This is a genomic window from Lactobacillus sp. VURO6/B1 (VP7) (genome assembly GCF_058139575.1).
In genome coordinates this window covers 25,902-48,464 of record NZ_JBVOWJ010000007.1, presented here as the reverse complement: position 1 = coordinate 48,464, position 22,563 = coordinate 25,902, and the positions used below count along the sequence as shown (strand labels likewise).

Here is a 22,563-nt window from a genome sequence, read left to right as displayed (position 1 = left end):
GGGTTCTTATGGAAAATTGGCAAAAACAAAAAACCTACATTAAGACCTTTCCTGAAGATGACTGTGCAATTTCAACTACTGATTTGAGTGTTTTCTATGGTGGTACAGTTCAAAAGTTGTTTGATGTTAGCTTAGGCTTTAAGAAAAATACAATTACTGCATTAATAGGAGCATCTGGTTCAGGTAAATCAACATTTTTGCGCTCACTTAATCGTATGAATGATCGGGTAGCACGAGTTGACGGCAAAATTATGTTTCATGGCCTTAATGTTAATCAGAACAAAATTAATGTTTATGAATTGCGGAAGGCAATTGGAATGGTTTTTCAAAAGCCTAATCCTTTTCCGAAGTCAATTAGAGAAAATATCACTTATGCCTTAAAAGCAAACGGTCAGCAGAATAAAAAGAAACTGGATCAAATTGTAGAAGAAAGTCTCAGAGCTGCGGCTTTATGGGATGAGGTAAAGGATAAACTCGACCAAAGTGCATTGGCACTATCAGGGGGTCAGCAGCAAAGACTATGCATTGCGCGAGCGATTGCTCTAAAACCCGAAATTTTACTTCTTGACGAGCCTGCTAGTGCTTTGGATCCTGTATCTACTGCTAAGCTTGAAGATACTTTAAAGCAGTTGAGAAAGAAATATACCATGGTTATGGTAACGCATAATATGCAGCAGGCTTCAAGAATTAGTGAATATACAGCATTCTTTCACTTGGGACATGCGTTAGAATATGATACTACTACAAATATTTTCACCAACCCTCAAGGTGAAATTACTGAGAAGTACATTCAGGGTAGTTTTGGATAAAGGTGGCGTTATTGATGACAAATGTGATGGAGGCTAAAAATGTTAAACTTAAGTATGGCAGTTTTGAAGCTTTACATGGTATAAGTTTAGCTTTTCCCGCTCAAAAATTGACTGCCTTAATTGGACCATCTGGCTGTGGCAAATCTACCTTTTTGCGCTGTTTAAATCGTATGAATGATGATATTGACGATATTAATATTACTGGTGAGATACTTTTAGAAGGAAAAGATATTTATCACTCTCATATTGATTTAGTTGCTCTACGTAAGAAGGTGGGAATGGTGTTTCAACAGCCCACGCCGTTTCCGTTTTCCGTCTTTGATAATGTAGCTTATGGTTTACGCATAGCTGGTGTTAAAGATAAAGATTTGATTGAACAGCGTGTTGAAGAAAGTTTGAAGCAAGCTGCAATTTGGAATGAAACTAAAGACAGTTTGCAGCGTAATGCTCTTGCTTTTTCAGGAGGACAACAGCAACGTATTTGTATAGCTCGGGCTCTGGCAATCAGACCGGAAGTTGTTTTACTTGATGAGCCGACATCTGCTTTAGATCCAATATCAAGTTCAGAAATTGAAGAAACGTTAATGGCTTTGAAACAGAAATATACTTTTATTATGGTGACACACAACTTGCAACAGGCGAGTCGGGTTTCAGATCAGGTAGCTTTTTTAATGAATGGTGAATTGATTGAATCAGGTTCGACACAAGAAATGTTCTTGTCACCTAAAAAAGAAATAACAAACAATTATCTTAACGGCCGTTTTGGCTAATTTTGGAGGTGGATTATGCACGAAATATTTTTAGATGAACTGAAAAAGTTGAACGCTCAGTTTATGGAAATGGGAGTCTTGGTCAATGATTTGATTGACAAGGGTACGCGTTCATTCGTTGAACATGATAAAAAGACGGCGCAAGAAATGATTGCCGAAGACAAGGAAGTCGCAAAAGAAGCTGTCAAGATCGAAAAAAAGGCTTTGGAATTAATGGCATTGCAACAGCCGGTTGCGACAGATTTTCGCGTTGTTATTAGTATCTTAAAAGCTACAACGGACTTAGAAAGAATTGGCGAAAATGCAAACAGTATTGCCGTTGAAACTGTCAGAGTCAAAGGTAATCCACGTCTGCCAGAAGTTGAAAAAGTAATTTCCAACATGACCCATCAAGTGCGTGAAATGTTGGTTCAAGTGTTAACTGCTTATGTTCAAGAAAATGAAAAAGATGCTAGAAAAATGGTACTTGGACATGCTAAGGTTTTTAAAGATTATAAGAATGCCAGACAAATGATTATAGATGGTGTAGAACAAGAACCTGACGCCGCTGTAGCTTCTGCCAGTTACTTTGTTATCATCAGATTACTAGAGAGAATAAGTGATCATATTGTGAACTTGGCCAGTTGGGTAATTTACAAAACTTCAGGTGAATTATTTGAGTTAATAAAACCTAAGCCGAAAAAGAACTGATTAGCTTGCAATTAAGTTATATTCCTGTTATATTTAATAAAGTAAATTCTACCTAAGACTCGGGTGGCATGACGCCTTAATTTCCCGCCGAGGCCAGAAGATATTGATGAGTTTAAAGCTCCATGTCTTTCTTGGCATGGAGTTTTTATTTGGGCCTGATGGAATTTATTATTAAATTTGATGGAGGTGAAATCGATTGAGTAAAGCTGCTATTGCTGAAAAAGAAAAGTTCGTTGATGCGTTTGCTGAAGAACTTAAAGCTGCTAAAGCAATCTTAATAATTAACTACTTGGGTTTAACTGTTGAAGAAGTTACTAACATGCGTAAGGAACTTCGTGAAAACGATGTTAACATGAAGGTTGTTAAGAATACTTACTTAAGACGTGCTGCTGCTAAGGCCGGTATAGAAGGTCTTGATGAGACTTTTGTAGGTCCTACTGCTGTAATTTATACTGATAATGCTGATGACATTACCGAACCAGCTCGTATCGTTTCAAAATACGAAGATGATTATGATGTTATCGACATTAAGGGTGGTATGCTGGAAGGTAAATTGACTTCTAAAGAAGAAATCAAGGAACTTGCTGCCATTCCTGGTCGCGAAGGCTTACTGTCAATGCTTGTTTCTGTATTACAAGCCCCTGTTCGCAATTTCGCATATGCTGTTAAGGCTGTTGCTGATTCAAAAGATGAATCTGCAGAATAAATAAAATAATTTATATCTAAAATTTTGGAGGATAAATAAGTATGGCTTTAGATACTGATAAGATTATTGAAGACTTGAAAGGTGCTTCAATTCTTGAATTAAATGACCTGGTAAAGGCTATTGAAGATGAATTTGGTGTTTCTGCTGCTGCTCCAGTTGCTGCTGCAGGTGCTGCTGGTGGCGAAGCTGCTGCTAAGTCAACATTTGATGTTGAATTGACAGAAGCTGGCCAAGAAAAAGTTAAGGTTATTAAGGCTGTCCGTGATATTACCGGACTTGGCCTTAAGGACTCAAAAGATCTTGTTGATGGCGCTCCTAAGAACGTTAAGGAAGGCGTTTCTGAGGATGAAGCTAACGACATTAAATCTAAGCTTGAAGATGTTGGTGCTACAGTTACATTGAAATAATTGTAGTCCAATCGGACAAGTTAAAAAAAGGCGTATTTGCAATTTGCAAATACGTCTTTTTATTTTTCAAGAGATTTAATTAAAATTGGACTTAAGCTAAAGGCTTTTAATTATTTTTTTACATAATTCTTCTGACAATACCATCAGGATAGTGAACTGATAAATACTTTGAATTGCGTGAGTTCCAGAAATTGTCTTGCAGACTGGAAACTCCAACCCCACCGTTGTCAGTGTATGGACTATCATGTAAAAATAATCCTTTTCCGAGGTACATTCCAACATGGGCTAAATGACCATCGTCTTTATCATCGAAGAAAATGAGATCGCCACGTTTTTTGTTTTTATAATTAACGGGTTTGCCATTATAACATTGACTAAATGTGGTTGATCCTAGATGATGGCCTGCTTTAGTAAAAAGATAATTCATAAAACTAGAACAGTCAAAATGTCTTGATTTTTCGTCATATTTGGAATAACCAATCATTTTTTCACCGATTTTGATAGTGCGTTCAAGCGACTTTTTGTTGCCTTCTAGAGCCTTTAAATTATATTTGATATTTTGGCCTAAAATCCAATAATTTTGTCCCCGATGTTTAAAACGATAATATACTGCATACAAGTTAGTATGGGCAATCATATTGACATGAACCCATTTATTCTTCAAATGCAAATTTTTGCTAGTTCCTATTTTTCTGGCATCATTAGTGTGGGCAGGTAAGTTATACAATTTGGCATTTCTGACAATTTTCATTTTATAATTGATTTTATTTTTAGTTAATAGAAACTGATTGAAAGCTTTTTTATTTAACCATCCGTACTTTGTCTTAACAAAAGTCCCTTTGTTAGTTTTGGCTAATTTGCTGTAACTAATTTGTCTTTTATACCAATTTTTGGCTGAAAGCTTTTTGCCAGTTAATGTTTTACTAAAGCGATAATGGGTTTGGTAAATTTTACCACTACCTTTTTTCTTAGAATAGACAACCTTTGGCACTTTTTTGTGCTTTTTATTAGTGTTAATTGCCCCGTTTGAACCAGAGTTATTATCGTTCGTATTAGAATCTTCTATCTGATTATTGTCAGAATTAGAATCATCACTAGTGTCAGAATTAGATTGAGTTTGCTCTTTTTGCTCATTGTTCTGCTGATCAACAATACTTGATGTATTAGTAGTTGCAGCAGAAACTCTTTCATTAAAAATAAATGTGCTCATAAGCGATAAGCTGATAGCCACTAAAAATAGTTTTGATTTGCTTAACATTTTAGCTCCAATCAATTTTAAAAAAATTTAACTACATTTACCATTTTATAATATAATGAAATTTATAGTTAATTAATTTTAAAATATCACTTGTGATTTTAAATTTGAAAATGTTTAGGGAGGTATAGGTGCAAGTCAAAAATAAGTTTATTTTTGGACTTTTTTCTATAATAGCAGCTTTTTTTGTTAGCGCTTCTGTAGTTCAGTCTGATGAAACCATTCAAATTGACAGCAATAGTGCAAACAATAAAGTGGATCAAAAAACTAAAAAGAAAAAACATAAAACTACAGTTTATAGTCACAATCAAGACAAATCAGTTGGCCAATATACTAAGTATATTCATGGAAAAAAGCCTAAAACCAAAGCAAAAGCTTACCTAGTTTTGGATCGTAAGACTGGAGAAGTACTGTTGGCAAAAAATGCGAAGAAGTGCTATTTAACAGCATCTACTGGGAAACTAATGACAATTTATTTAGCCAGGCGCAAGCTTGCCCGTAATCCGCATGATTGGCAAAAAAAGCTCAAGTTTTCCAGCCCTTTGGTAAAAATGGCCAAGAATCCCAACCTTAACTGCTTTCATGTAAAAAAAGGAAAAAAGTATACTGTCAAAGAGATCATGTCTTCAGCAATAATTGATTCCGACAATAACTCTGCAATTCGATTGGGTCAATGGGTTGCAGGTTCAAATAAGAAATTCATCAAAATGATGAACAAACAAGCAAAGCTATGGCATCTTTCTGCAAATTTCGTATCAGCTTCAGGGCTTGAAAACAGTGATTTAGCACCTTATGGTTATTATGTTAAAGGTGCTTGGAGTTCAGGAAACTTATTGTCGGCAAAAGATCTAGCAATAATTGGTTATCATGTTGCTCATGATTATCCCAGTTTGATGAAATTTTTTGCCACACCTGAGATGTATGTGGCAGGCCAGAAATTACATAACTATAATGATACGTTACCTGGTCGTAAATATAACGTTAAATCCTTCAAAACCGATGGCATGAAAACAGGCTGGACACCGCGATCAGGCTATTGCTTTGTTGGAAGTTGTAACAAGGGCAACGGACGGATTGTAGTGGTACTGCATGACAAAGATGAGTTTTCGGATGCGAATAAATTAGTAAAATTTACGTATAAGCATCGTAGTTAGTCGACATATTAAAGAAGGTGAGTAATGGATAGTGAAAATAAAAAAGAATAAATTTGTAATAGTTAGCTTTTTAATTATTCTTGGTGGATTCATATTAAATTTTGGGCAAAAGAAAATCTTTGCAAAATCCGTTAGTGAAATTCCACGAGAATATATGCGTAAACCGATTAGTTATACTAAATCTTCTGAAATTAAACCATATCCTCATGGGATGAGCGCTAAAAAAGATAAGATAGTAGTTTCATTAAAAAAGCAACGCGCGTATTTGATCCGTGGTCGCAAAACCAGATACGAATTTTATGTTTCAACTGGAGCACATAACTCAACACCTAAGGGACATTTTCGTATTAATACTTATCGGGCACCGTGGTTTTATTCTGCCAGTGAGAAAATGGGTGCAAGATTTGCGGTGGGCTGGCTGCAAGGCGGCTTATATCTTTTTCATGAAAATCCGCGGAATATTCATCATAAATTAATTAAAAAGGTAGCTAACAAATTAGGTAAAAAGCCAACCTCTCATGGTTGTATTCATTTAAGCACAAGCGATGCAAAATGGTTCTATCAAAAAGCACCAACTGGACTAAGAGTTATTATTAAATAAAGGAGAAAGCAATGAAAAAATTTAATTATCGTAAAACTGTCGCAGTACTATTAACTTTTACAAGCATGGCAAGCGGTCTGTCTTTTGGCTCAACGACCACAGAAGCTAAGAAAGTTTCCAGCAGTGTGGTTTTGAAAGCACCAGCTGTTAAAAGGGTAAAAGTCAAAAAAAGAACATATTACTATAATAAAAAAGGCAAGAAGTTAAAGAAAAAGATTTTAAAAAAGGGCAAGAAGCTAACAGTTGTTAAAAAAGCTAAGAAAATAAAAGGGAAAAAATTCTATCTTGTAACTAAAAATAGATTTGTTCTGGTAAAAGATGTTGCAAATATTAAGTCAAAGGTTAAAAAGCCACAAAAACAGCCTGTAAATCAACCTACTCAATCTAATTCAGGCAATTCTGCCAATCCAGTAGATACTAATAAACCAGCAAGTTCAGCTAATACAGGCACAACACAACCTGCTCAAAATAATTCCTCAATTGCTGATTTTTCAATTAGTGAATTTAGGCAAGAGTTTTTAAAAGAATTAAATAATGAAAGAACAAAACGGGGGTTAAATACAGTAACAGAAGATTCTCGTTTAGATGAAGTTGTACAGGAAAGGACCAAACTACTGCCTAATAATTTTGCTCATGTGGATGCGAATGGAAAATTTATCTTAAATGACTTCTTTGATAAGGCCGGAATTAGTCGTAACAGTACCTCTGAATGTCTAGCGATGTTTCCTTGGGGTTGGACAATGGATCATTCAAGCAACCAGCTTGTTGAGGCCCCACATGGTGGCACTAGTGCTTTAGTAGCCGATAACATGGTTTATGAATATATTTATGATGACGCTGCATCCAATTGGGGCCACCGTGACATTCTGCTTAATCCTAAGGATAAGACAATTGGACTTGGTGCAGTAGTAGATAACAACAGCGATCAAATTTATTCATCGGTTGGAGTTACATATTAAGTAAAAAAAATGTAGACTCGTCAAAGGTTGCCTAATAACAATGAAATACAACAAGTGATTTAATTAATAATTTTAATATACATCACAAACTGAATATTTTTGCAATGTAACCTTTGTTATTAAAGGTAAATCTAATGAAAAAAAGATACATTTTGGGGCTGATATTAATTGTCTCTTTGTTCGAAATACAAATTGCCAATCCCGTAAAAGCGGACTCAAGCGATTTTTCTGAAGATACAACAATTAATGCTCAAAATAATACTACTGCTGAAAATGAAACTACTGATAAAAACAATAACAGTACTAGTGCAAATGATAATGAAACTGTAGATAGTAATAGTGACCAAAATAAGCAGAATACTGATAATGAAACGCTGAAAAAAGAGCAAAATAAACCGACTCCACTGGTAAAACCCAAAATTAAACAGGGTTGGATCAAAAGGGAAAAGAAAAAATATTTTTACAAAAATAATAGAAAAGTCAAAGGACTAGTAAAAATAAAAAAATATCATTATTTGTTTAATAAGCATGGTGTTTTGCTCAATGGGCTGAGAAAGACGCCCCATAAATCTACCTATAGTTACTACCAGCCTAGCGGCAAAAGAAGTGAAAAATCAGTGTCTACCAGAAAAGCCTATTATTGGATTAAAAAAGGAGTAGTCAAGGGTATAAAAAACTATGCTAAATGTATTTCTCAAAGACCAGAATTACCAACAGGATGTGAAATGACGGCAGCTACAATGATGATTAATTTTGCTGGTAAAAAAGTGTCAAAATTAAAAATTGCTAATGAAACTCCTCGTAGCAGTAATCCCAACAAAGGTTTCATTGGTTCTCCTTACAAAGCTTATCCTGCAGGTTATTGGGTAGCACCTGGTGGGCTAAAGGGCGTTGTCAAAAAGTATCTGGGCAAGGCTAAAATTATGACTAGTTGTGGGTTAAGTGCAATTAAAAATAAATTGCTACACTCTCATTTAGTAGTTGTCTGGGTTAATGGTATGGACGGTTTTTCTAATCACGCACTCACTTTGACCGGCTATCATAATCAGCAGCTTTATTACAATGATCCGTGGACAGGGGGGAAAGCTCAAATTAATAGTGCAACTTTTACCAGCTACTGGAGTCGTGATGGGTACAGAGCGCTGAGCTATTAAAATGTTTTAACGCTCTAATAATAGTTTTATGATATTATTATTTTGTATCTTATTTTTTGAAAAAGAGGAAAGAATATGAAATATAAAAAGCAATTATTTTTGGGCATTGCTGCTATTACTCTAATTGCAAATATTGGAACTACTTCAGTTGTTAATGCTCAAACTAGTACATCACCAGAAACTGGTGAGTTACAAAATAATCAAAATAATCAGTTAACTAATAATACCAATGAGACAAATAACGCTGACGATTCTAAACAATCTGATAATACAGGTGATACTGAAAATTCGAATAAACCCACAGAAGAACCTAAAGCTCCTGCAAAAATTAAAACAAAATTTAACAAATTGCATACGAAATTTAAATGGACAGCCGGCGATAAAATCACTGATCAGGTAGCGTTAAATAGCCATGAAAAAAGACCAGTCAGTTTGCAAAAATGGAATGGCAAAAAATATGTTAATGTTAAAAAGCTCTCAACAAATAAGGATGGAAGCTTTAAAATAACTTACCCTTCATCTTGGTATCATCATAAACATTCAACTTGGAGATTTTATGCTCCTAAAACAAAAGATGCCACAGCCGCAAAGAGTAGTAAAATTACTATAAAAACTGTCAGGCGTTATCAAATACCAAAAAGGTATCGTCAATTGCATATGAAGAGTTTACATCTCAAAGGTTTCTATACCAGTCCACTTGATAAAAGCTTAAGCTATGCTTCAAGCAGAAATGATTATGTTAATGCTTTTATTAAGCGCGGTTACCAATATAAAAATGCTGGTACAGCTTGGGTTGATTTTACTACCAAAAAACCAGGCACTTCTGTAGATTGTTCTGGTTTAGTAATGCAATGTATGTATGCAACAGGAATCGATCCTTCTCCTGCTAACCCGAGATGGCATGCTACTCATGAATGGGGCTGTCGTTCATTTGTTCAAAGTCCGACTTTGCAAACGGTTAGCCTTAATAAATTAAAGCGGGGAGATTTAATTTTTTATGGTCAACCAAAGCCAACTTGTTATCACGTAGGGATTTATTTAGGCAATAATAAAGTCTTACATTCTTGGCCTAATGCTGGCGTAACAGTATGGAATGCCAATTTTCGCCCATACTATTATGCTAAACGTGTATTTCCAGTAACAAAAACTCAAAAGGTTCATCAAATGTGATAGAAAAAATTTAAGCTATTTTTTTCAGAATGCTAAAAATGAATTTTTAGTACTAGACTATTCATTAGTTTAGTGCTTTTTTTGATTGATGTAGTACAGGCATAGTACGAAAATTTTGATAAAAATATGCTTAACTTATATATCTATTTTTTATATACTAAAATAAATTGTTCTTAAAAAAATATCAAATTATAATGTAATTTATGTTGATTAATTAACACTTAAGAAATAGAATTTAAAGTGCAACCAGTTAATATAATTTTAGATGAAGGAGAACTTTAAAAATGAATTCTAATTATAATAAAAAGCATCAATTGAGTAGAAAATTAATAATAAATGCGACAATTTTAGGGCTACTTGGGGGAACTGCCTTAACTATTTTGCCAAAACAGTCACAAAGCATTCAGACTGTTCAAGCAGCTTCAGTAAAAAAAGCTAAGTTGACAAAGAAGGCATATATCTATAATAAAAAAGGTCACCGCTTAGAATTAAAAGCTTACAAAAAAGGTAAACGTGTAAAAGTTTATGGCACAAAATATATTAAACATCGTAAATATTACAGAATAGGCAGTGGTTTATACATTGTCGCTACAAATGCTAGATTTATAAAGTCTAAGTTACCAAACAATGTTTCAAATTCTAAAGATAACAATAGTTCTACTAGTAAGCCCGTAGGAGATGATTCTTCATCAAATAAATTATATAAAGTAGGTGAATTTGGTGATTGTAACTTAACATATTCTCCAGCAACTAGGACAGTACACATTTCTGCGTATGGCGAAAACAATACTCTTGGTTATGATGAGAGTATTGCGGATAAGATAAATGGAGCTAAGCTAAACAAGGGGAATAACTTAAAAATTAGTGAAGTGGAACATATTAGTATAGATACAAATGTTTCTTTGGATAATAATACTTCAGATCACCTTTTTGCTAACTTTGCTAATTTGCAAGATATTTCGGGACTAGAAAAAGTATACGCTGGTAAATGTACTGATTTTGACAGTATGTTTGCTAATGATCCTAAATTAGAAAAATTAGATCTAAGTAGTTGGGATTTATACGCTTTGGAACATGAAGATGATGTTACTACAAAAAATATGTTCTTTGGTGACAGTGGGTTAACTGAGCTCAACTTAACTGGATGGGATATTAGTAATGTAAGTGATGCTAAAGGCATGTTTGATGGTGTTAATCCTGCAGCTATCAAAGGCTTAATTCAAAAGGCGCCTAAATATAATTAAAGCAAACCATGAATTTATCGGGGGTATACATTGAAAAATTTTTTAAAATTACTTGCTAAATTTAGTAATAAATTTTTGCTAAGTCTTACCTTAATTGGAATTTTTGGCGGTAATCTGGTAGAAGCGGATTCTATTCATGTTGCTGAGGCGGCTACTGGAAATAAATATGGATTTGTAAAAAAATTTCAAGTTCCAAAAAAATGGCGAGGACAGTGGTATAAATATAATAACAAAAATGATTTTTATACGATGCGTTTATATGCTCATGGGCTAGTTGCTAAAAGTACTTATGATAACTATGTCCACAGTAAAGGTGTTTATAATCCGCTATGGGTTATAGGCAAAATTAAGGGCAAAAATAAATATCCTTGGCAAATGCCATTGAAATGGGTTGGTAAAAATAATAAAGGCTACACAAATAATTATGCTGGCTATTGGGTAAAGCGGAGTAATAGAGAATGGATTGTAGAGACGTCTCCTCTTACAAAATTAGGTGAAATTTCAGACTATCGTTTTCTATCTTTACATTCTTTCAAAGTAAAAGATAAAAAATACTATGCCTTACTAGGGTCAGGTGAAGATACAGAAAAAGTTTACTTCGAAACTAAAAAATTAGCCAAAAAATTTAGCAACTATAATTTCAATAATATTAAACGTCCTTTGAGGTAAAAATGAAACATCTTAAACCTGCCAAAATTTTGGCTTACATAACTATAGGACTAGTCAGTCTAACCTTGCCGTTTACTGCAAAAAGTTCTGAAATAAAGGCATCCTATAATGAATACAATTTTCATAGCCTTAAGCATCTAATTCCAAAAAAACATCCTAAAAAGTATGATTACTGCTATAAATTACAAAAAAAGGCCTCTAAAAAAGCCTATGCTAAGAATCCCTGGATTCATATGAATGGTTATGTTGTCACCGATCATAGTGGATATACCAAATACACTAAAAATATGAAACCAGTTAAATCTTCATATTATCCGAGATTTAAACAATTAAAGGCTCACGCGGTTAGTGCCGACTTTTCAAAGGGTAACTTCATTATGCACTATAAAACTAGAGATAATGCAATAATTCATGGCATAGCTTTTAAGAAAAAACAGAATATCAAGGTCAAAAGAATTAAATTAACTCCTGATATTTTGCTTAAAGCTTTTTATAAAGATTTTATTGATCCAAAAGGTGATTTTAAATTAAAAAAGGGTAACGAAACAGATTTTCTTGCATCTAAAAAGCAAAAACATTTTTATCACAACTGGAAGATTGATACCTCTGATACTATGAAAGATACTGTAGCTGATTTTATGGATACAGTTCGTTTTGTTGATGTTGAGATAAATGATCCCAGTTACGGCTATCATTATATATTCTTTAAAATAGATAAATTTAAGAAATATAAAAACTATGTGAAGTTTCGCATGCTTTACGGTATTTACTAATATCCAAGAAACTAATTATGTTGGAAAATATCTTTTAAACATAATTAGTTTTTTTGTATTTGCAAAAATTGACATGTCCGTTAAAATTATCTGGATAAGGTTTTAGAAATGAGCGAATTATGACTGACAAAGAAAACCAAATGTATTTTGCTGAGAACCCCACTTCTCAGCATGATGAGCATATAATTGATTATCAAGTCAACGGCATTGATCTCAAATTTACCACTGATGCCGGAGTTTTTTCGAAATTACGGGTGGATTATGGTTCAGGTGTTTTAATTAAGAAAATGCTTGATGTTGATTTTCCTCAAAACAATATTTTAGATGTTGGCACCGGATATGGACCAATCGGTCTTTTTGCAGCTAAATTTTGGCCAAAGCAAACAGTAGAAATGATAGACGTTAACCTGCGTGGATTAGATCTAGCAAAAAAGAATGCTGAGCTTAACCATATAGATAATGTTGCTATTTTTTCTTCTGATATTTATAGCAATATTGCATCAGCAAAGAAATATGGCTTAATTCTGACTAATCCACCGATTCGAGCAGGTAAAGAAGTTGTTTCAAATATTTTGTCTGGTGCGAAAAATCATTTGGTAACTGATGGGGTTTTACTAGTAGTAATTCAGAAAAAGCAGGGTGAACCGAGTGCCCGTAAATTATTAACAAAAACTTTTGGCAACTGTACCATTTTAAAAAGAGATAAAGGTTACTACGTTTTGCAGGCGGTGAATAATTAATGCCATTTTCAAGTGCAGAAAAAAAAGACTTTATGCAATTAGCTTTTCAGCAAGCAAAAAAAGCCCAAGATTTAGGAGAAGTTCCAATTGGTGCGATTGTGGTAGCTCCCGATGGGCAAGTTATCGGGGAAGGCTTTAACCGCAGAGAATTGGATCAAGACGCGACTCAACATGCTGAAATGATTGCTATCAGGGAAGCTTGCAATAATCTTGGTACTTGGCGTTTAATAGACTGTAGTCTTTTTGTCACCCTAGAACCCTGTCCAATGTGTGCAGGTGCGATTATTAACTCTCGCCTTAAGAGTTTGTATTTTGGAGCACTTGACCCTAAAGCTGGTGCGGCTGGTAGCGTTGTCAACCTTTTTGATATTGAAAAGTTTAATCATCATCCTAACGTTATTCGGGGACTATACCGTGAAGAGTCTAGCCAAATGCTAAAAAACTTTTTTAAAGATATTAGACAAAAACAAAAAGCAGCAAAAGACTCCGGCAAAAATTTCGCAAATTAGTGGAAAAATACCTTAAAATACGTTAATATATCTTATGGGCAATGTTTGACCTCCAAAGCGTGTCAGGACCGGAAGGTAGCAGCACTAAGGTTGCTCGGGCATGTGCCTTTTATTAGACAATTACAAACTCTTAACTCTTGCGAAAGAGTTAAGAGTTTTTTACTAGGGAAGACTGATCAATGGCTTATCAAGCGTTATACCGCAAATGGAGACCCCGCACTTTTGACAGTGTGATTGGTCAAGATGATATTACGGATACTTTGAAAAATGCAATTAAGCGAGGTACAATCTCCCATGCTTTTTTGTTTGCTGGACCACGTGGTACTGGGAAAACTTCATGTGCAAAAATTTTGGCTAAGGCGTTAAATTGTACAAATCTTAAAGACGGCGAGCCTTGTAACGAATGCGCGAATTGCAAAGCAGCAGATAAAGGCGCGATGGCAGACATTATTGAGATCGATGCGGCTTCTAACAATGGCGTTGATGAAATACGTGATATTAGAGATAAAGTTAAGTATGCCCCAACTCAGGGCAAATATAAAGTATATATCATAGATGAGGTCCACATGTTGTCTATGGGTGCTTTTAATGCTTTACTTAAAACTCTTGAAGAGCCACCGGAACATGTCGTTTTCATCCTGGCCACTACGGAATTGCAAAAAGTGCCAGCGACTATCATATCAAGGACTCAGCGTTATAATTTTAAGCGTATAACTCAGGCTGACCTTGAACAAAGAATGAAGTATATTCTTGAGCAAGAAAAAATCAGTTATGATGAAAAAGCCTTAGCCGTAATTGCTCAAGTAGCTGACGGTGGTATGAGGGATGCCTTAAGCATCTTAGACCAACTTTTAAGTTTTGATAAAAACAAAGTTGAATATGATGCGGCTCTTGAAATAACAGGTTTTGCTGATAAAGAAAAGATCGAACAGATTTTATTAGCAATTTTAAATAATGATACAACTGAAGCATTGTCTTTGGCGCAGACAGAACTTGAAAATGGTGCCAGTTCAAAAAACATTTTAGATGAGCTCATTGAAATGGCGACTAATGCATTAATGGCTGTCAAAACTAACGACAGCAACCAAAACTTCTTTTTAAGCGATGATTTTGTTGAACAGATTAAAGAAGTTGATCCTGACCGCTATTTTCAACTGATTGCATCCGCGAACACTGCATTAAATGATTTACGCTATACTAATCAGCAACAGATTCCACTAGAAGTCTTTTTAGTTGAATGTGCTGGCAAACAAAATAGCAAAGTTGGTTCTGAAAATGTTTTGGCCGATTCAGAAAGTCAAAAGAATGCAAATACTGATTTGGCAGCTGAAATAGCAGCATTAAAAAAGCAAGTTACAGACTTGACTAAAAAAGTTTCTAATTTAAGTAAAAAGCAAACTCAAAATAGCAATAAGATTTTTCATCTTGATAGTGCCGTTTCTGATCGAATTGATACTAATAAAAGTAAAAATTCCAAAGCAAAAACTGCTCTCAAACCTAAAAAAACAGTCAGAAGTAGAAAAAAGGCTAATGAGCAAAATCGGAAACAAGTTTATCATGTCTTAGAAAATGCCACTAAGGATGATCTTGTGGCTATCAAAAATGTTTGGCCTGATCTGCAATCAGTTTTAGGCGTATCGCAACGAGCTTTGCTAGATGTGCTAGAACCTGTTGCAGCTAGTTCAGATCAGGTAGTAATGAAATGCAAATATACTCTTTGGTTTGAAAAAGCCAGCGAAGATGGTAATTTATTAATTGTATTGACAGATGAAATTGCTAAATTTACTAAGCATAGCTATGAAATAGTGCTGGTACCTGATGAAGACTGGTCTACTGTGCGGACAGAATTTTTGCAAAAGCATGGTAAAGAACTGCTTAACAAGCAAAAACAATCAGATTCAGGACCTGAACAACACGAGTCAAGCAACCAGGTTGTAGAAAAAGCTAAAGAGTTATTTGGTGACACAGTAAATGTTAAAGACTAAAATTTAAAGGAGAAAAAAATATGAGTAAAAGACCTAATTTTGGTGCTATGGGCGGCATGAATATGCAACAAATGATGAAGCAGGCTAAGAAGTTGCAAGAGCAAATGGCGCAAGAGCAACAAAATATTACTGCACAGGAATTTGTAGGCAAGTCAGCAGATGACTTGGTTGTAGCTACTTTTAGCGGAGATCGCAAATTGAAAAATATTACTATTGATAAAGATGCGATTGACCCTGACGATCCTGACATGTTGCAAGATTTGATTATTGATGCGGTTAATAAAGGATTAGCAGAAATAGACCAAGCTACCCAGCAAAGTTTAGGCAAGTATACGAAGGGCATGATTTAATTGCAGTATCCAGCACCAATTGCGCATTTAATTGATTCTTACATGAAATTACCTGGTATTGGTGAAAAAACAGCTACAAGGCTTGCATTTTATACTCTAGATATGCCGGATAACGACGTTCATAGTTTTAGTACTGCACTAAAAGAGGTGAAAGAAAAACTTCACCGTTGCTCTATTTGCGGCAACATTACAGAAAAAGATCCGTGTACTATATGCAGTAATCCTGAACGTGATCAATCGACAATTATGGTAGTTGAGCAGCCTAAAGATGTGATGGCTTTTGAAGATATGGGTGAATATAATGGGCTATATCACGTTTTGCACGGAGTTTTATCACCAATGGATGGTATTGGCCCAGAAGAAATTAATATTAAGTCATTAATAGTTCGGCTGCAAAAGCAGGATCGCGTAAAAGAAGTCATTTTGGCTTTAAATTCAACTCCAGAAGGAGAATCAACAGCCATGTATATTAGTAAACTAATCAAACCAGCTGGTATTAAAGTAACCAGGCTAGCAGCAGGCTTGGCTGTAGGCAGTGATATTGAATACGCTAATTCAATTACCTTAAAACGAGCAGTACAGGGGAGAACTTCAATCTAATGGCACGTAACAAAATAAAAAATATGGGTGATGAGTGGTTAATGGCTACTATTGAAGACTTGCAGGAAAAAATTGCTGTTCAAAAAAATCTTGATCCGACTACACTAGATATGTCTGAAGACAATGTAGTGACAGGTAAAATTTTAAGAGCCAAGTATTCCTTTTTATATGATGAAGCGCGACATCGTCATACAAGATTTAGTGGTTTTACCAATGCAATTTCTGACTAAAGTCCTTTTTCAAAAGGGCTTTTTATTTTGATGAAAAATTAAAAGTACGTTGGGGTGTTCATATAAAGATAACTCTTGTAAAATAGAGACATGGAGAGTTTTATGAAGAGTTATTTTATCAGTTTTGAAGGACCAGATGGGTCAGGAAAAAGTACAGTTTTAAAGCAAGTTGTGGCGGAAATTGGGCCTAGGCTTAAGACACAATATCTAGTAACCAGAGAACCAGGAGGCTCAAAAATTGCTGAGAAAATCCGGCAATTAATTTTGGATCCGGTTAATGAAGAAATGTCTGCCAAAACTGAAGCATTGCTTTATGCAGCTTCTCGCAGTCAGCACATGTTTGAAACCGTGATACCAGCACTTAAAGCAGGTAAAATAGTTTTTTCAGATCGTTTTGTTGATAGTTCATTAGCCTATCAAGGAGCAGGCCGAGAATTAGGTGTTGCTGCAGTAAAACAGATTAATGATTTTGCTACAAGTAAAATTGAACCCGATCTAACTATTTTTTTAGATGTTAAACCGCAAGTTGGATTAACCAGAATTGCTAAAGAAAGAGCCGGTCAAGAAGATCGTTTGGAACAGGAAAAATTAAATTTTCATCAAAAAGTTTATCAGGGTTATCAAGAAGTAATTAAGGCTCATCCTGAAAGAATAAAGGTTGTTGACGCAAATAAACCTTTTAATTTAGTAGTAGAGGATTGTGTTAAAATAATTGCAAACCGATTACCAGTAGATTTGTTAAAGGACTGATTAAAATGAAGTTAATAGTTGCAATTGTTCAAAAAGAAGATGCTAATAGATTGCAGCGTACTTTTGTCAAAGAAAATATTCGTGCGACTAAGCTGGCTACAACTGGCGGATTTTTAAGTGAAGGTAACACTACTTTTCTTATCGGAATAGATAATAAACATGTCAAGCAGGTTTTGCGCATCATTAAGGAAGAGTCTAAATCCCGTGAAGAATATATGAACCCTAATTTGGTGATGACGGGTTTTGAAATGAGTAGCCAACCAGTTAAAATAACAGTTGGGGGAGCCACTTGTTTTGTTTTGCCTGTTGAAGAATTCAAGCAATTCTGATGTTTGTCAATATTCAAGAAAGGGGCAAGAAGCAGTCAGAACTTTTGCAGCAAGCTTTTGAGCAAAACAAATTGGCCCATAGCTATTTATTTGTTGATGCCAATGAAATTCAGGCATTAAATACTGCCTATTGGCTAGCTTGCCTTTTTAATTGTAGTGGCATTGAAAAACCGGATGGTACATGTCAGAATTGCAGGCAAATTATTTCCGGCAACCACCCTGATGTGTTACTGGTGAAGCCTGAAGGCAAGCAGAATTTGGGAATCGATCAGGTGAGGCTTTTAAAGGAAGAATTAGCTAAAAGTCCAGTTCAAAGCAACGTGCGTTTTTTTATTATTAATGAAGCCCAGAAATTAACTTTGCCAGCGGCTAATGCTTTACTTAACTTGTTGGAAGAACCTATCGCACCTGTTGTTACTATTTTAATTACAAATAATACCGATCAAATTTTGCCCACAATTCGTTCACGTACTCAGATTATTAATTTTACTAATAATGAAAAAGAGAATGGCAAAAGCGCGGAATTGCTGGCAAATGGGTTTAGTCCAAGTGAAGTTGACTCATTGGAAGATACTGCTAAGTTAGATAAAAAGACTAGGTATTTTTACCAAGAAATGCTTGAACACAATTCACTTTCACTAGTGAGTGCACATCAGTTAGCGGAAATGGCTAAAAGCAAAAGTGAGCAAAATTATATTCTTTTTTTACTTAAAAAATGGGCTCAAGCTGAATTAAACAGCAGTAATCAAGAAATCGGGGCAAGGATGTTAAAGTATTTGCTTGAAATTGACAAAATGCAGTACAGCAATGTCAATTTTCGCAATTTATTGGACTTTCTTGCTTTGCAATGGAAAAGGTAGGTGTTTGAGGTGGATTCTTATTCAAAGTTAGAGCAACTTCATGATTCAATGGTTAGCATGACCAAAACAATTGAGAGTTTAGAAAATAGTATTTTGGAAACATTGAAAGAAAATACTGAGTTAAAAGTAGAGAATCAGTTGCTGCGTGAAAAAATGGACAAAATGAATAATGCCCACAATAACACCGTTAAAACTCAGAGTGGTCTTGAATCTTTACGGCAAATTTACAGTTCAGGTTACCATATTTGCAATATGTACTATGGCTCTCACCGTGATCCCAATACTGACTGTATGTTTTGTTTGGATATTCTTGATAATTTTGGCGAAAAGAAGAAAAAACATTAAAGGATTGATTAGATGCAAAGGCAAAGTAGTTATGGCCAAGACAGCGGCAAACTTTATTTAGTGCCAACTCCGATAGGCAACCTTGAAGACATTACCCTTAGAGCAAAAAGAATTTTACAGGAAGCTGATTATATTGCTGCTGAGGACACTAGAACAAGTGGAATTTTGCTTGAAAAAATTGGGGTCCATAATCATATGCTTTCCTTTCACAAATATAATTCAAAAGAAAGGGCACCTGAATTAATCAAGCTAATGAAAGAGGGAGCGTTTATTGCTGAGATTAGCGATGCAGGGATGCCCGTCATTTCTGATCCAGGATATATTCTGGTGCAAGAATGTATCAAAAATAATATTCCCGTAGTTCCTCTGCCCGGCGCTTCCGCATTTACTACTGCCCTGATTGCCTCTGGCTTTGACGCCCAACCTTTTACATACTATGGCTTTTTACCTCGTAAAAAAAGTGAACAACAGCCTTTTTTTGAGCAAATGAAAAAAGCTCATGCTACTTCTATTTTTTATGAAGCGCCACACAGGTTGACAAAAACTCTCAATAATTTATCTGAAATACTGAATTCTGAGCGTAAAATTGTTGTTGCCAGAGAGCTTACTAAAATTCATGAAGAATTTATTCGTGGTACAATCAGTGAGGTTACCAATTATTTTGGACAAAATCCTCCCCGCGGCGAATTTGTTGTTTTAGTTTCTCCAAACACTGTTAAGGAAAAACAATTGTCTTGGACAGAATTGATTAAATTGGTCAATCAGTTAGTTTCCAAGGGAGAAAGTAAAAAATCGGCGATTAAAACAGTAGCTCAGGAAAATCATGTTTCCAAAAATGAGTTATATGAACGTTATCATCAAAAGTAGGTGAAAGTATGAAGTATAGTGAAAAGCATATAGTAAATTATTATGAGTGTGATGAAAATAAAAATTTGAAATTGCCTGCAATGATTGATTTAATGATGAGCGTTTCAGAGCATCAATTAGACTCTGGTAATGGCAGTACAAATGCACTAACTAAAAGGGGATTAGGTTGGGTTGTAACACAATACCATATTGAAGTTGCTCGCCTGCCTAGACCAAATGAAGAAATTATCATCATAACGGAACCATTTGGCTATAATCGTTTTTTAGAATACAGAAATTATGCTTTTACAGATCAAAGCGGAAATGAACTAATAACTGTTAAGAGTGAATGGGTGCTATTTGATTTAAAAACTCGTAAGCTGGTTTCCACAGACAAAGAAATGATGGCTGAAATAGGCGTTCCACTTCTAAAAAAATTACCTCGTTTTCCTAGATTAAGAGTTCAGGATAAATATCAAAAAGAGAGACAATATCGGGTTCGTTATGATGATTTAGATACAAATCATCACATGACAAATGGACATTATTTTAACTGGTTTATTGATACATTGGACCGTGATTTTTTGAAAAACCATATTGTCAAGACTATTGATATTAAATTTAACCTTGAAGTGCGCTATGGTGAAACCCCATATTCGCGTGTGAGCGTAATTAAAAACGAAACAGGTATTAAATCTTATCATACAATTGCAGATGAGGACAAAAATGATAAAGCCGTTTGTGAACTAACTTGGCGCAAATTATAATATAATTATTTTTTGTGTTCTCACAAAAATTAACTGAAGAAAGAAAGTGCTGAAAATGACTATTAAAGAGATGCTTAAGGTCGAATTGCGTGATCTTGTCCTTTTAGGAATTATCGTGGCAATGAAAATTATTCTTAGTCGTTTTACAGTTGGAACAACAATTGTGCATGTTAGCCTCGGATTTATAGGCAGTGTAATGCTAGGTTATTTGTTTGGACCAGTATGGGGCAGCATTGGTGGTGGAATTAGTGATTTGGTTTCATCAGCTCTATTTGGCAATCAAGGAGGGTTTTTCCTTGGCTTTACATTGAGTGCAATGATAGGTCCCTTTATTTATGGATTGGTTTTTTATCAAAAGCCAGTTAAAATATGGCGAATAATTTTAGCAACATTGTTAGTAACTGTTGTTGTTAATATAGGTTTAAATACGCTTTGGGTTCACCTTCTTTACGGGATGGACTTTCGCGTTGTCCTTATTCAACGAATACCTAAAGAAGCGATTACTCCGTGGTTAGAGATGATTATTAGTTACTTTGTATTAAACGCCATTTCACGCGTGAGAATCAAAAGGTAATTTTGAAAGAGTATAAAAATTTTAGAATGAAAATTTTGAGTATGTCGACTGCGACAAATAATTTAAGCGTAGCTTTAAATGATAATGGTGAGACTATTGCGGAAAAAAATGAGTATGATGCCCACAATCATAGTGCTCATTTGGATCCTTTAATTGATCAAATTTTAAAAGAACATAATCTGAAATTAGCTGAAATTGATCGCTTTGCCGTTGCGATAGGGCCGGGTTCATATACTGGATTACGGATTGGTGTAACTACTGCTAAAATGTTTGCCAGCATATTACATAAAGATGTAGTAGGCATTTCTACTTTACAAGCACTGGCTGCAAGTTATGCAGAACAAGGCATTTTAATAGTAGCTGGGATTGATGCTCGCAATGATAACTATTTTGCTGGTGCTTATATAAATAAGGAAAATGGTAATGTACCTGACTGCGTGATTCCCGATGGTCACTATCACATTGATACTCTTTTAAGTGCAATATCAGAGTATCATGCAGCTCACAATTTGGAAAAAGTGATTTATGTTGGGACTGGCTTTGAAAAGCAGGAAGAGGCTATAAGAAAGACAAATATTCCCTTCAGTTTTGGCACGGAAAAACAGAATGTTGTTCATGCTGGTTTAATAGGTAAGCTGGCTCTGAATGCTCAACCTGATGACCCTGATCAATTATTGCCGAATTATTTGCGGCGCACGCAAGCTGAAATTGACTGGCATAAAAAGACAGGGGAAGCCTATAAACCAGATAGCAATTATGTGGAAGAAGTTTAAGCATTTTGGGTCTTTTTGGCTTTTAGCAAAAGAAAAAAAGTTTATTAAGTTTGTCCCAGAAAAAATCATTGTGAATCAATCTAGTCTGAGTATCAGGCAAGCCCAAGTTAAAGATATTTCTGCAATATTGTTATTGGAGCAAAGTCTTTATCAGGGTAAACAACCGTGGAATTCAATGGCTTTTCATACTGAAATAAGTAGAAATGATTCACTATATTTAGTTGTATTGCAGACTAAAAGTCTCATTGGCTTAATTGGTGTGCGCTTTGACAGCAGTAATGCTCATATTACTAATCTGATGGTTGATTCGGCTTGGCAAAAAAAAGGTATTGGCACTTATTTAATTAAAAAAGTAATTGAAATTGCTAAAAATAAAAACTGTAAAGAACTTAGCTTGGAAGTAAGAGTTGATAATTTAACTGCTAAAAATTTGTATTGCAAGTTAGGCTTTACAGTAAGTTTTGTGTGGCCTAATTATTACCAGAGTTCGCATCAAGATGCTTTTAACATGGTGCTTAAATTGGCAAGTGACTAAAAGAAAGGA

29 protein-coding genes, 1 other RNA gene and 1 other annotated feature are annotated in these 22,563 nt (G+C 34.9%); of the genes, 29 read left to right on the top strand and 1 reads right to left on the bottom strand.

Going from position 1 to position 22,563, the window contains the following annotated elements:
* Positions 1–8 precede the first annotated feature (8 nt).
* The 5 genes from pstB (ACZ2M0_RS05045) to rplL all read left to right on the top strand — a co-directional run bounded on the left by pstB (ACZ2M0_RS05045) (position 9) and on the right by rplL (position 3,382).
* Complete coding sequence (gene pstB, locus ACZ2M0_RS05045) at positions 9–809, top strand: phosphate ABC transporter ATP-binding protein PstB (protein WP_109586558.1); 801 nt, start codon at positions 9–11, stop codon at positions 807–809.
* A gap of 14 nt (positions 810–823) precedes the next feature.
* The gene (gene pstB / locus ACZ2M0_RS05040) at positions 824–1,579 is read left to right on the top strand and encodes a phosphate ABC transporter ATP-binding protein PstB (protein ID WP_278954926.1); all 756 of its coding nucleotides are present in this window, start codon (positions 824–826) and stop codon (positions 1,577–1,579) included.
* Positions 1,580–1,594: 15 nt separating this feature from the next.
* Entirely contained in the window at positions 1,595–2,269 is a 675-nt protein-coding gene (gene phoU / locus ACZ2M0_RS05035; RefSeq protein ID WP_187153825.1) for a phosphate signaling complex protein PhoU, read from the top strand.
* Positions 2,270–2,302: 33 nt separating this feature from the next.
* Positions 2,303–2,426: a sequence feature (ribosomal protein L10 leader region), on the top strand.
* A 39-nt stretch (positions 2,427–2,465) separates the two neighbouring features.
* A complete protein-coding gene (gene rplJ, locus ACZ2M0_RS05030) occupies positions 2,466–2,975 on the top strand; it encodes a 50S ribosomal protein L10 (protein ID WP_045928399.1) in 510 nt (169 codons plus the stop codon).
* A 41-nt stretch (positions 2,976–3,016) separates the two neighbouring features.
* Complete coding sequence (gene rplL, locus ACZ2M0_RS05025) at positions 3,017–3,382, top strand: 50S ribosomal protein L7/L12 (protein ID WP_045928398.1); 366 nt, start codon at positions 3,017–3,019, stop codon at positions 3,380–3,382.
* A 118-nt stretch (positions 3,383–3,500) separates the two neighbouring features.
* On the opposite strand, the gene ACZ2M0_RS05020 is transcribed toward rplL, so the two are convergent.
* Entirely contained in the window at positions 3,501–4,640 is a 1,140-nt protein-coding gene (locus tag ACZ2M0_RS05020) for a C40 family peptidase (RefSeq protein ID WP_490058748.1), read from the bottom strand.
* A 128-nt stretch (positions 4,641–4,768) separates the two neighbouring features.
* Here ACZ2M0_RS05020 and ACZ2M0_RS05015 point away from each other — a divergent pair, with 128 nt between their 5' ends.
* From ACZ2M0_RS05015 to rimI, 24 genes are all read left to right on the top strand, one after another.
* Positions 4,769–5,791, top strand: a complete 1,023-nt coding sequence (locus ACZ2M0_RS05015) for a D-alanyl-D-alanine carboxypeptidase family protein (protein WP_490058747.1) — start codon at positions 4,769–4,771, stop codon at positions 5,789–5,791.
* Between the two features lie 31 nt (positions 5,792–5,822).
* Complete coding sequence (locus ACZ2M0_RS05010) at positions 5,823–6,392, top strand: L,D-transpeptidase (protein WP_490058746.1); 570 nt, start codon at positions 5,823–5,825, stop codon at positions 6,390–6,392.
* 11 nt (positions 6,393–6,403) lie between these two features.
* A complete protein-coding gene (locus ACZ2M0_RS05005) occupies positions 6,404–7,351 on the top strand; it encodes an SLAP domain-containing protein (protein ID WP_490058745.1) in 948 nt (315 codons plus the stop codon).
* A 134-nt stretch (positions 7,352–7,485) separates the two neighbouring features.
* A complete protein-coding gene (locus tag ACZ2M0_RS05000) occupies positions 7,486–8,505 on the top strand; it encodes a C39 family peptidase (RefSeq protein WP_490058744.1) in 1,020 nt (339 codons plus the stop codon).
* Between the two features lie 75 nt (positions 8,506–8,580).
* Positions 8,581–9,675, top strand: a complete 1,095-nt coding sequence (locus ACZ2M0_RS04995) for a C40 family peptidase (RefSeq protein ID WP_490058743.1) — start codon at positions 8,581–8,583, stop codon at positions 9,673–9,675.
* A gap of 284 nt (positions 9,676–9,959) precedes the next feature.
* Positions 9,960–10,919, top strand: a complete 960-nt coding sequence (locus ACZ2M0_RS04990) for an SLAP domain-containing protein (RefSeq protein WP_490058742.1) — start codon at positions 9,960–9,962, stop codon at positions 10,917–10,919.
* Positions 10,920–10,949: 30 nt separating this feature from the next.
* Positions 10,950–11,588, top strand: a complete 639-nt coding sequence (locus tag ACZ2M0_RS04985) for a hypothetical protein (RefSeq protein ID WP_490058741.1) — start codon at positions 10,950–10,952, stop codon at positions 11,586–11,588.
* Between the two features lie 2 nt (positions 11,589–11,590).
* Complete coding sequence (locus ACZ2M0_RS04980) at positions 11,591–12,361, top strand: hypothetical protein (RefSeq protein ID WP_490058740.1); 771 nt, start codon at positions 11,591–11,593, stop codon at positions 12,359–12,361.
* A gap of 119 nt (positions 12,362–12,480) precedes the next feature.
* Positions 12,481–13,101 (top strand): class I SAM-dependent methyltransferase, encoded by a 621-nt coding sequence (locus ACZ2M0_RS04975; protein ID WP_490058739.1) that lies wholly within the window; start codon positions 12,481–12,483, stop codon positions 13,099–13,101.
* Entirely contained in the window at positions 13,101–13,610 is a 510-nt protein-coding gene (gene tadA / locus ACZ2M0_RS04970) for a tRNA adenosine(34) deaminase TadA (protein ID WP_109586548.1), read from the top strand. Before ACZ2M0_RS04975 ends, tadA begins: the two co-directional genes overlap by 1 nt.
* A gap of 28 nt (positions 13,611–13,638) precedes the next feature.
* An RNA gene (gene ffs / locus ACZ2M0_RS04965) (signal recognition particle sRNA small type) lies at positions 13,639–13,732 on the top strand.
* Between the two features lie 57 nt (positions 13,733–13,789).
* Positions 13,790–15,595, top strand: coding sequence for a DNA polymerase III subunit gamma/tau (dnaX, locus tag ACZ2M0_RS04960; protein ID WP_490058738.1), 1,806 nt, complete (start codon positions 13,790–13,792; stop codon positions 15,593–15,595).
* Between the two features lie 20 nt (positions 15,596–15,615).
* Positions 15,616–15,945: a YbaB/EbfC family nucleoid-associated protein gene (locus ACZ2M0_RS04955; protein WP_490058737.1), complete on the top strand. Its 330-nt coding sequence runs from the start codon at positions 15,616–15,618 to the stop codon at positions 15,943–15,945.
* Positions 15,946–16,545 carry a recombination mediator RecR gene (recR, locus tag ACZ2M0_RS04950; RefSeq protein ID WP_490058736.1) on the top strand — a complete coding sequence of 200 codons (600 nt, stop codon included), beginning with the start codon at positions 15,946–15,948 and terminating at the stop codon, positions 16,543–16,545.
* Entirely contained in the window at positions 16,545–16,775 is a 231-nt protein-coding gene (locus ACZ2M0_RS04945; protein ID WP_294760320.1) for a YaaL family protein, read from the top strand. The genes recR and ACZ2M0_RS04945 overlap by 1 nt, the downstream gene beginning before the upstream one ends.
* Positions 16,776–16,877: 102 nt before the next feature.
* Positions 16,878–17,525, top strand: coding sequence for a dTMP kinase (gene tmk / locus ACZ2M0_RS04940; RefSeq protein WP_419513231.1), 648 nt, complete (start codon positions 16,878–16,880; stop codon positions 17,523–17,525).
* Between the two features lie 5 nt (positions 17,526–17,530).
* Positions 17,531–17,854, top strand: coding sequence for a cyclic di-AMP receptor DarA (gene darA / locus ACZ2M0_RS04935; RefSeq protein ID WP_294760317.1), 324 nt, complete (start codon positions 17,531–17,533; stop codon positions 17,852–17,854).
* Positions 17,854–18,714 carry a DNA polymerase III subunit delta gene (locus tag ACZ2M0_RS04930; RefSeq protein WP_490058735.1) on the top strand — a complete coding sequence of 287 codons (861 nt, stop codon included), beginning with the start codon at positions 17,854–17,856 and terminating at the stop codon, positions 18,712–18,714. Before darA ends, ACZ2M0_RS04930 begins: the two co-directional genes overlap by 1 nt.
* Positions 18,715–18,723: 9 nt before the next feature.
* The gene (gene yabA, locus ACZ2M0_RS04925; RefSeq protein ID WP_046332961.1) at positions 18,724–19,059 is read left to right on the top strand and encodes a DNA replication initiation control protein YabA; all 336 of its coding nucleotides are present in this window, start codon (positions 18,724–18,726) and stop codon (positions 19,057–19,059) included.
* Between the two features lie 12 nt (positions 19,060–19,071).
* Entirely contained in the window at positions 19,072–19,926 is an 855-nt protein-coding gene (gene rsmI, locus ACZ2M0_RS04920) for a 16S rRNA (cytidine(1402)-2'-O)-methyltransferase (RefSeq protein WP_490058734.1), read from the top strand.
* Positions 19,927–19,934: 8 nt separating this feature from the next.
* Entirely contained in the window at positions 19,935–20,672 is a 738-nt protein-coding gene (locus tag ACZ2M0_RS04915; protein ID WP_490058733.1) for an acyl-[acyl-carrier-protein] thioesterase, read from the top strand.
* Positions 20,673–20,727: 55 nt separating this feature from the next.
* Positions 20,728–21,246 carry a folate family ECF transporter S component gene (locus ACZ2M0_RS04910; protein WP_034980295.1) on the top strand — a complete coding sequence of 173 codons (519 nt, stop codon included), beginning with the start codon at positions 20,728–20,730 and terminating at the stop codon, positions 21,244–21,246.
* A 26-nt stretch (positions 21,247–21,272) separates the two neighbouring features.
* Entirely contained in the window at positions 21,273–22,019 is a 747-nt protein-coding gene (tsaB, locus tag ACZ2M0_RS04905) for a tRNA (adenosine(37)-N6)-threonylcarbamoyltransferase complex dimerization subunit type 1 TsaB (protein WP_490058732.1), read from the top strand.
* A complete protein-coding gene (rimI, locus tag ACZ2M0_RS04900; protein ID WP_490058731.1) occupies positions 22,003–22,554 on the top strand; it encodes a ribosomal protein S18-alanine N-acetyltransferase in 552 nt (183 codons plus the stop codon). Before tsaB ends, rimI begins: the two co-directional genes overlap by 17 nt.
* Positions 22,555–22,563 lie beyond the last annotated feature (9 nt).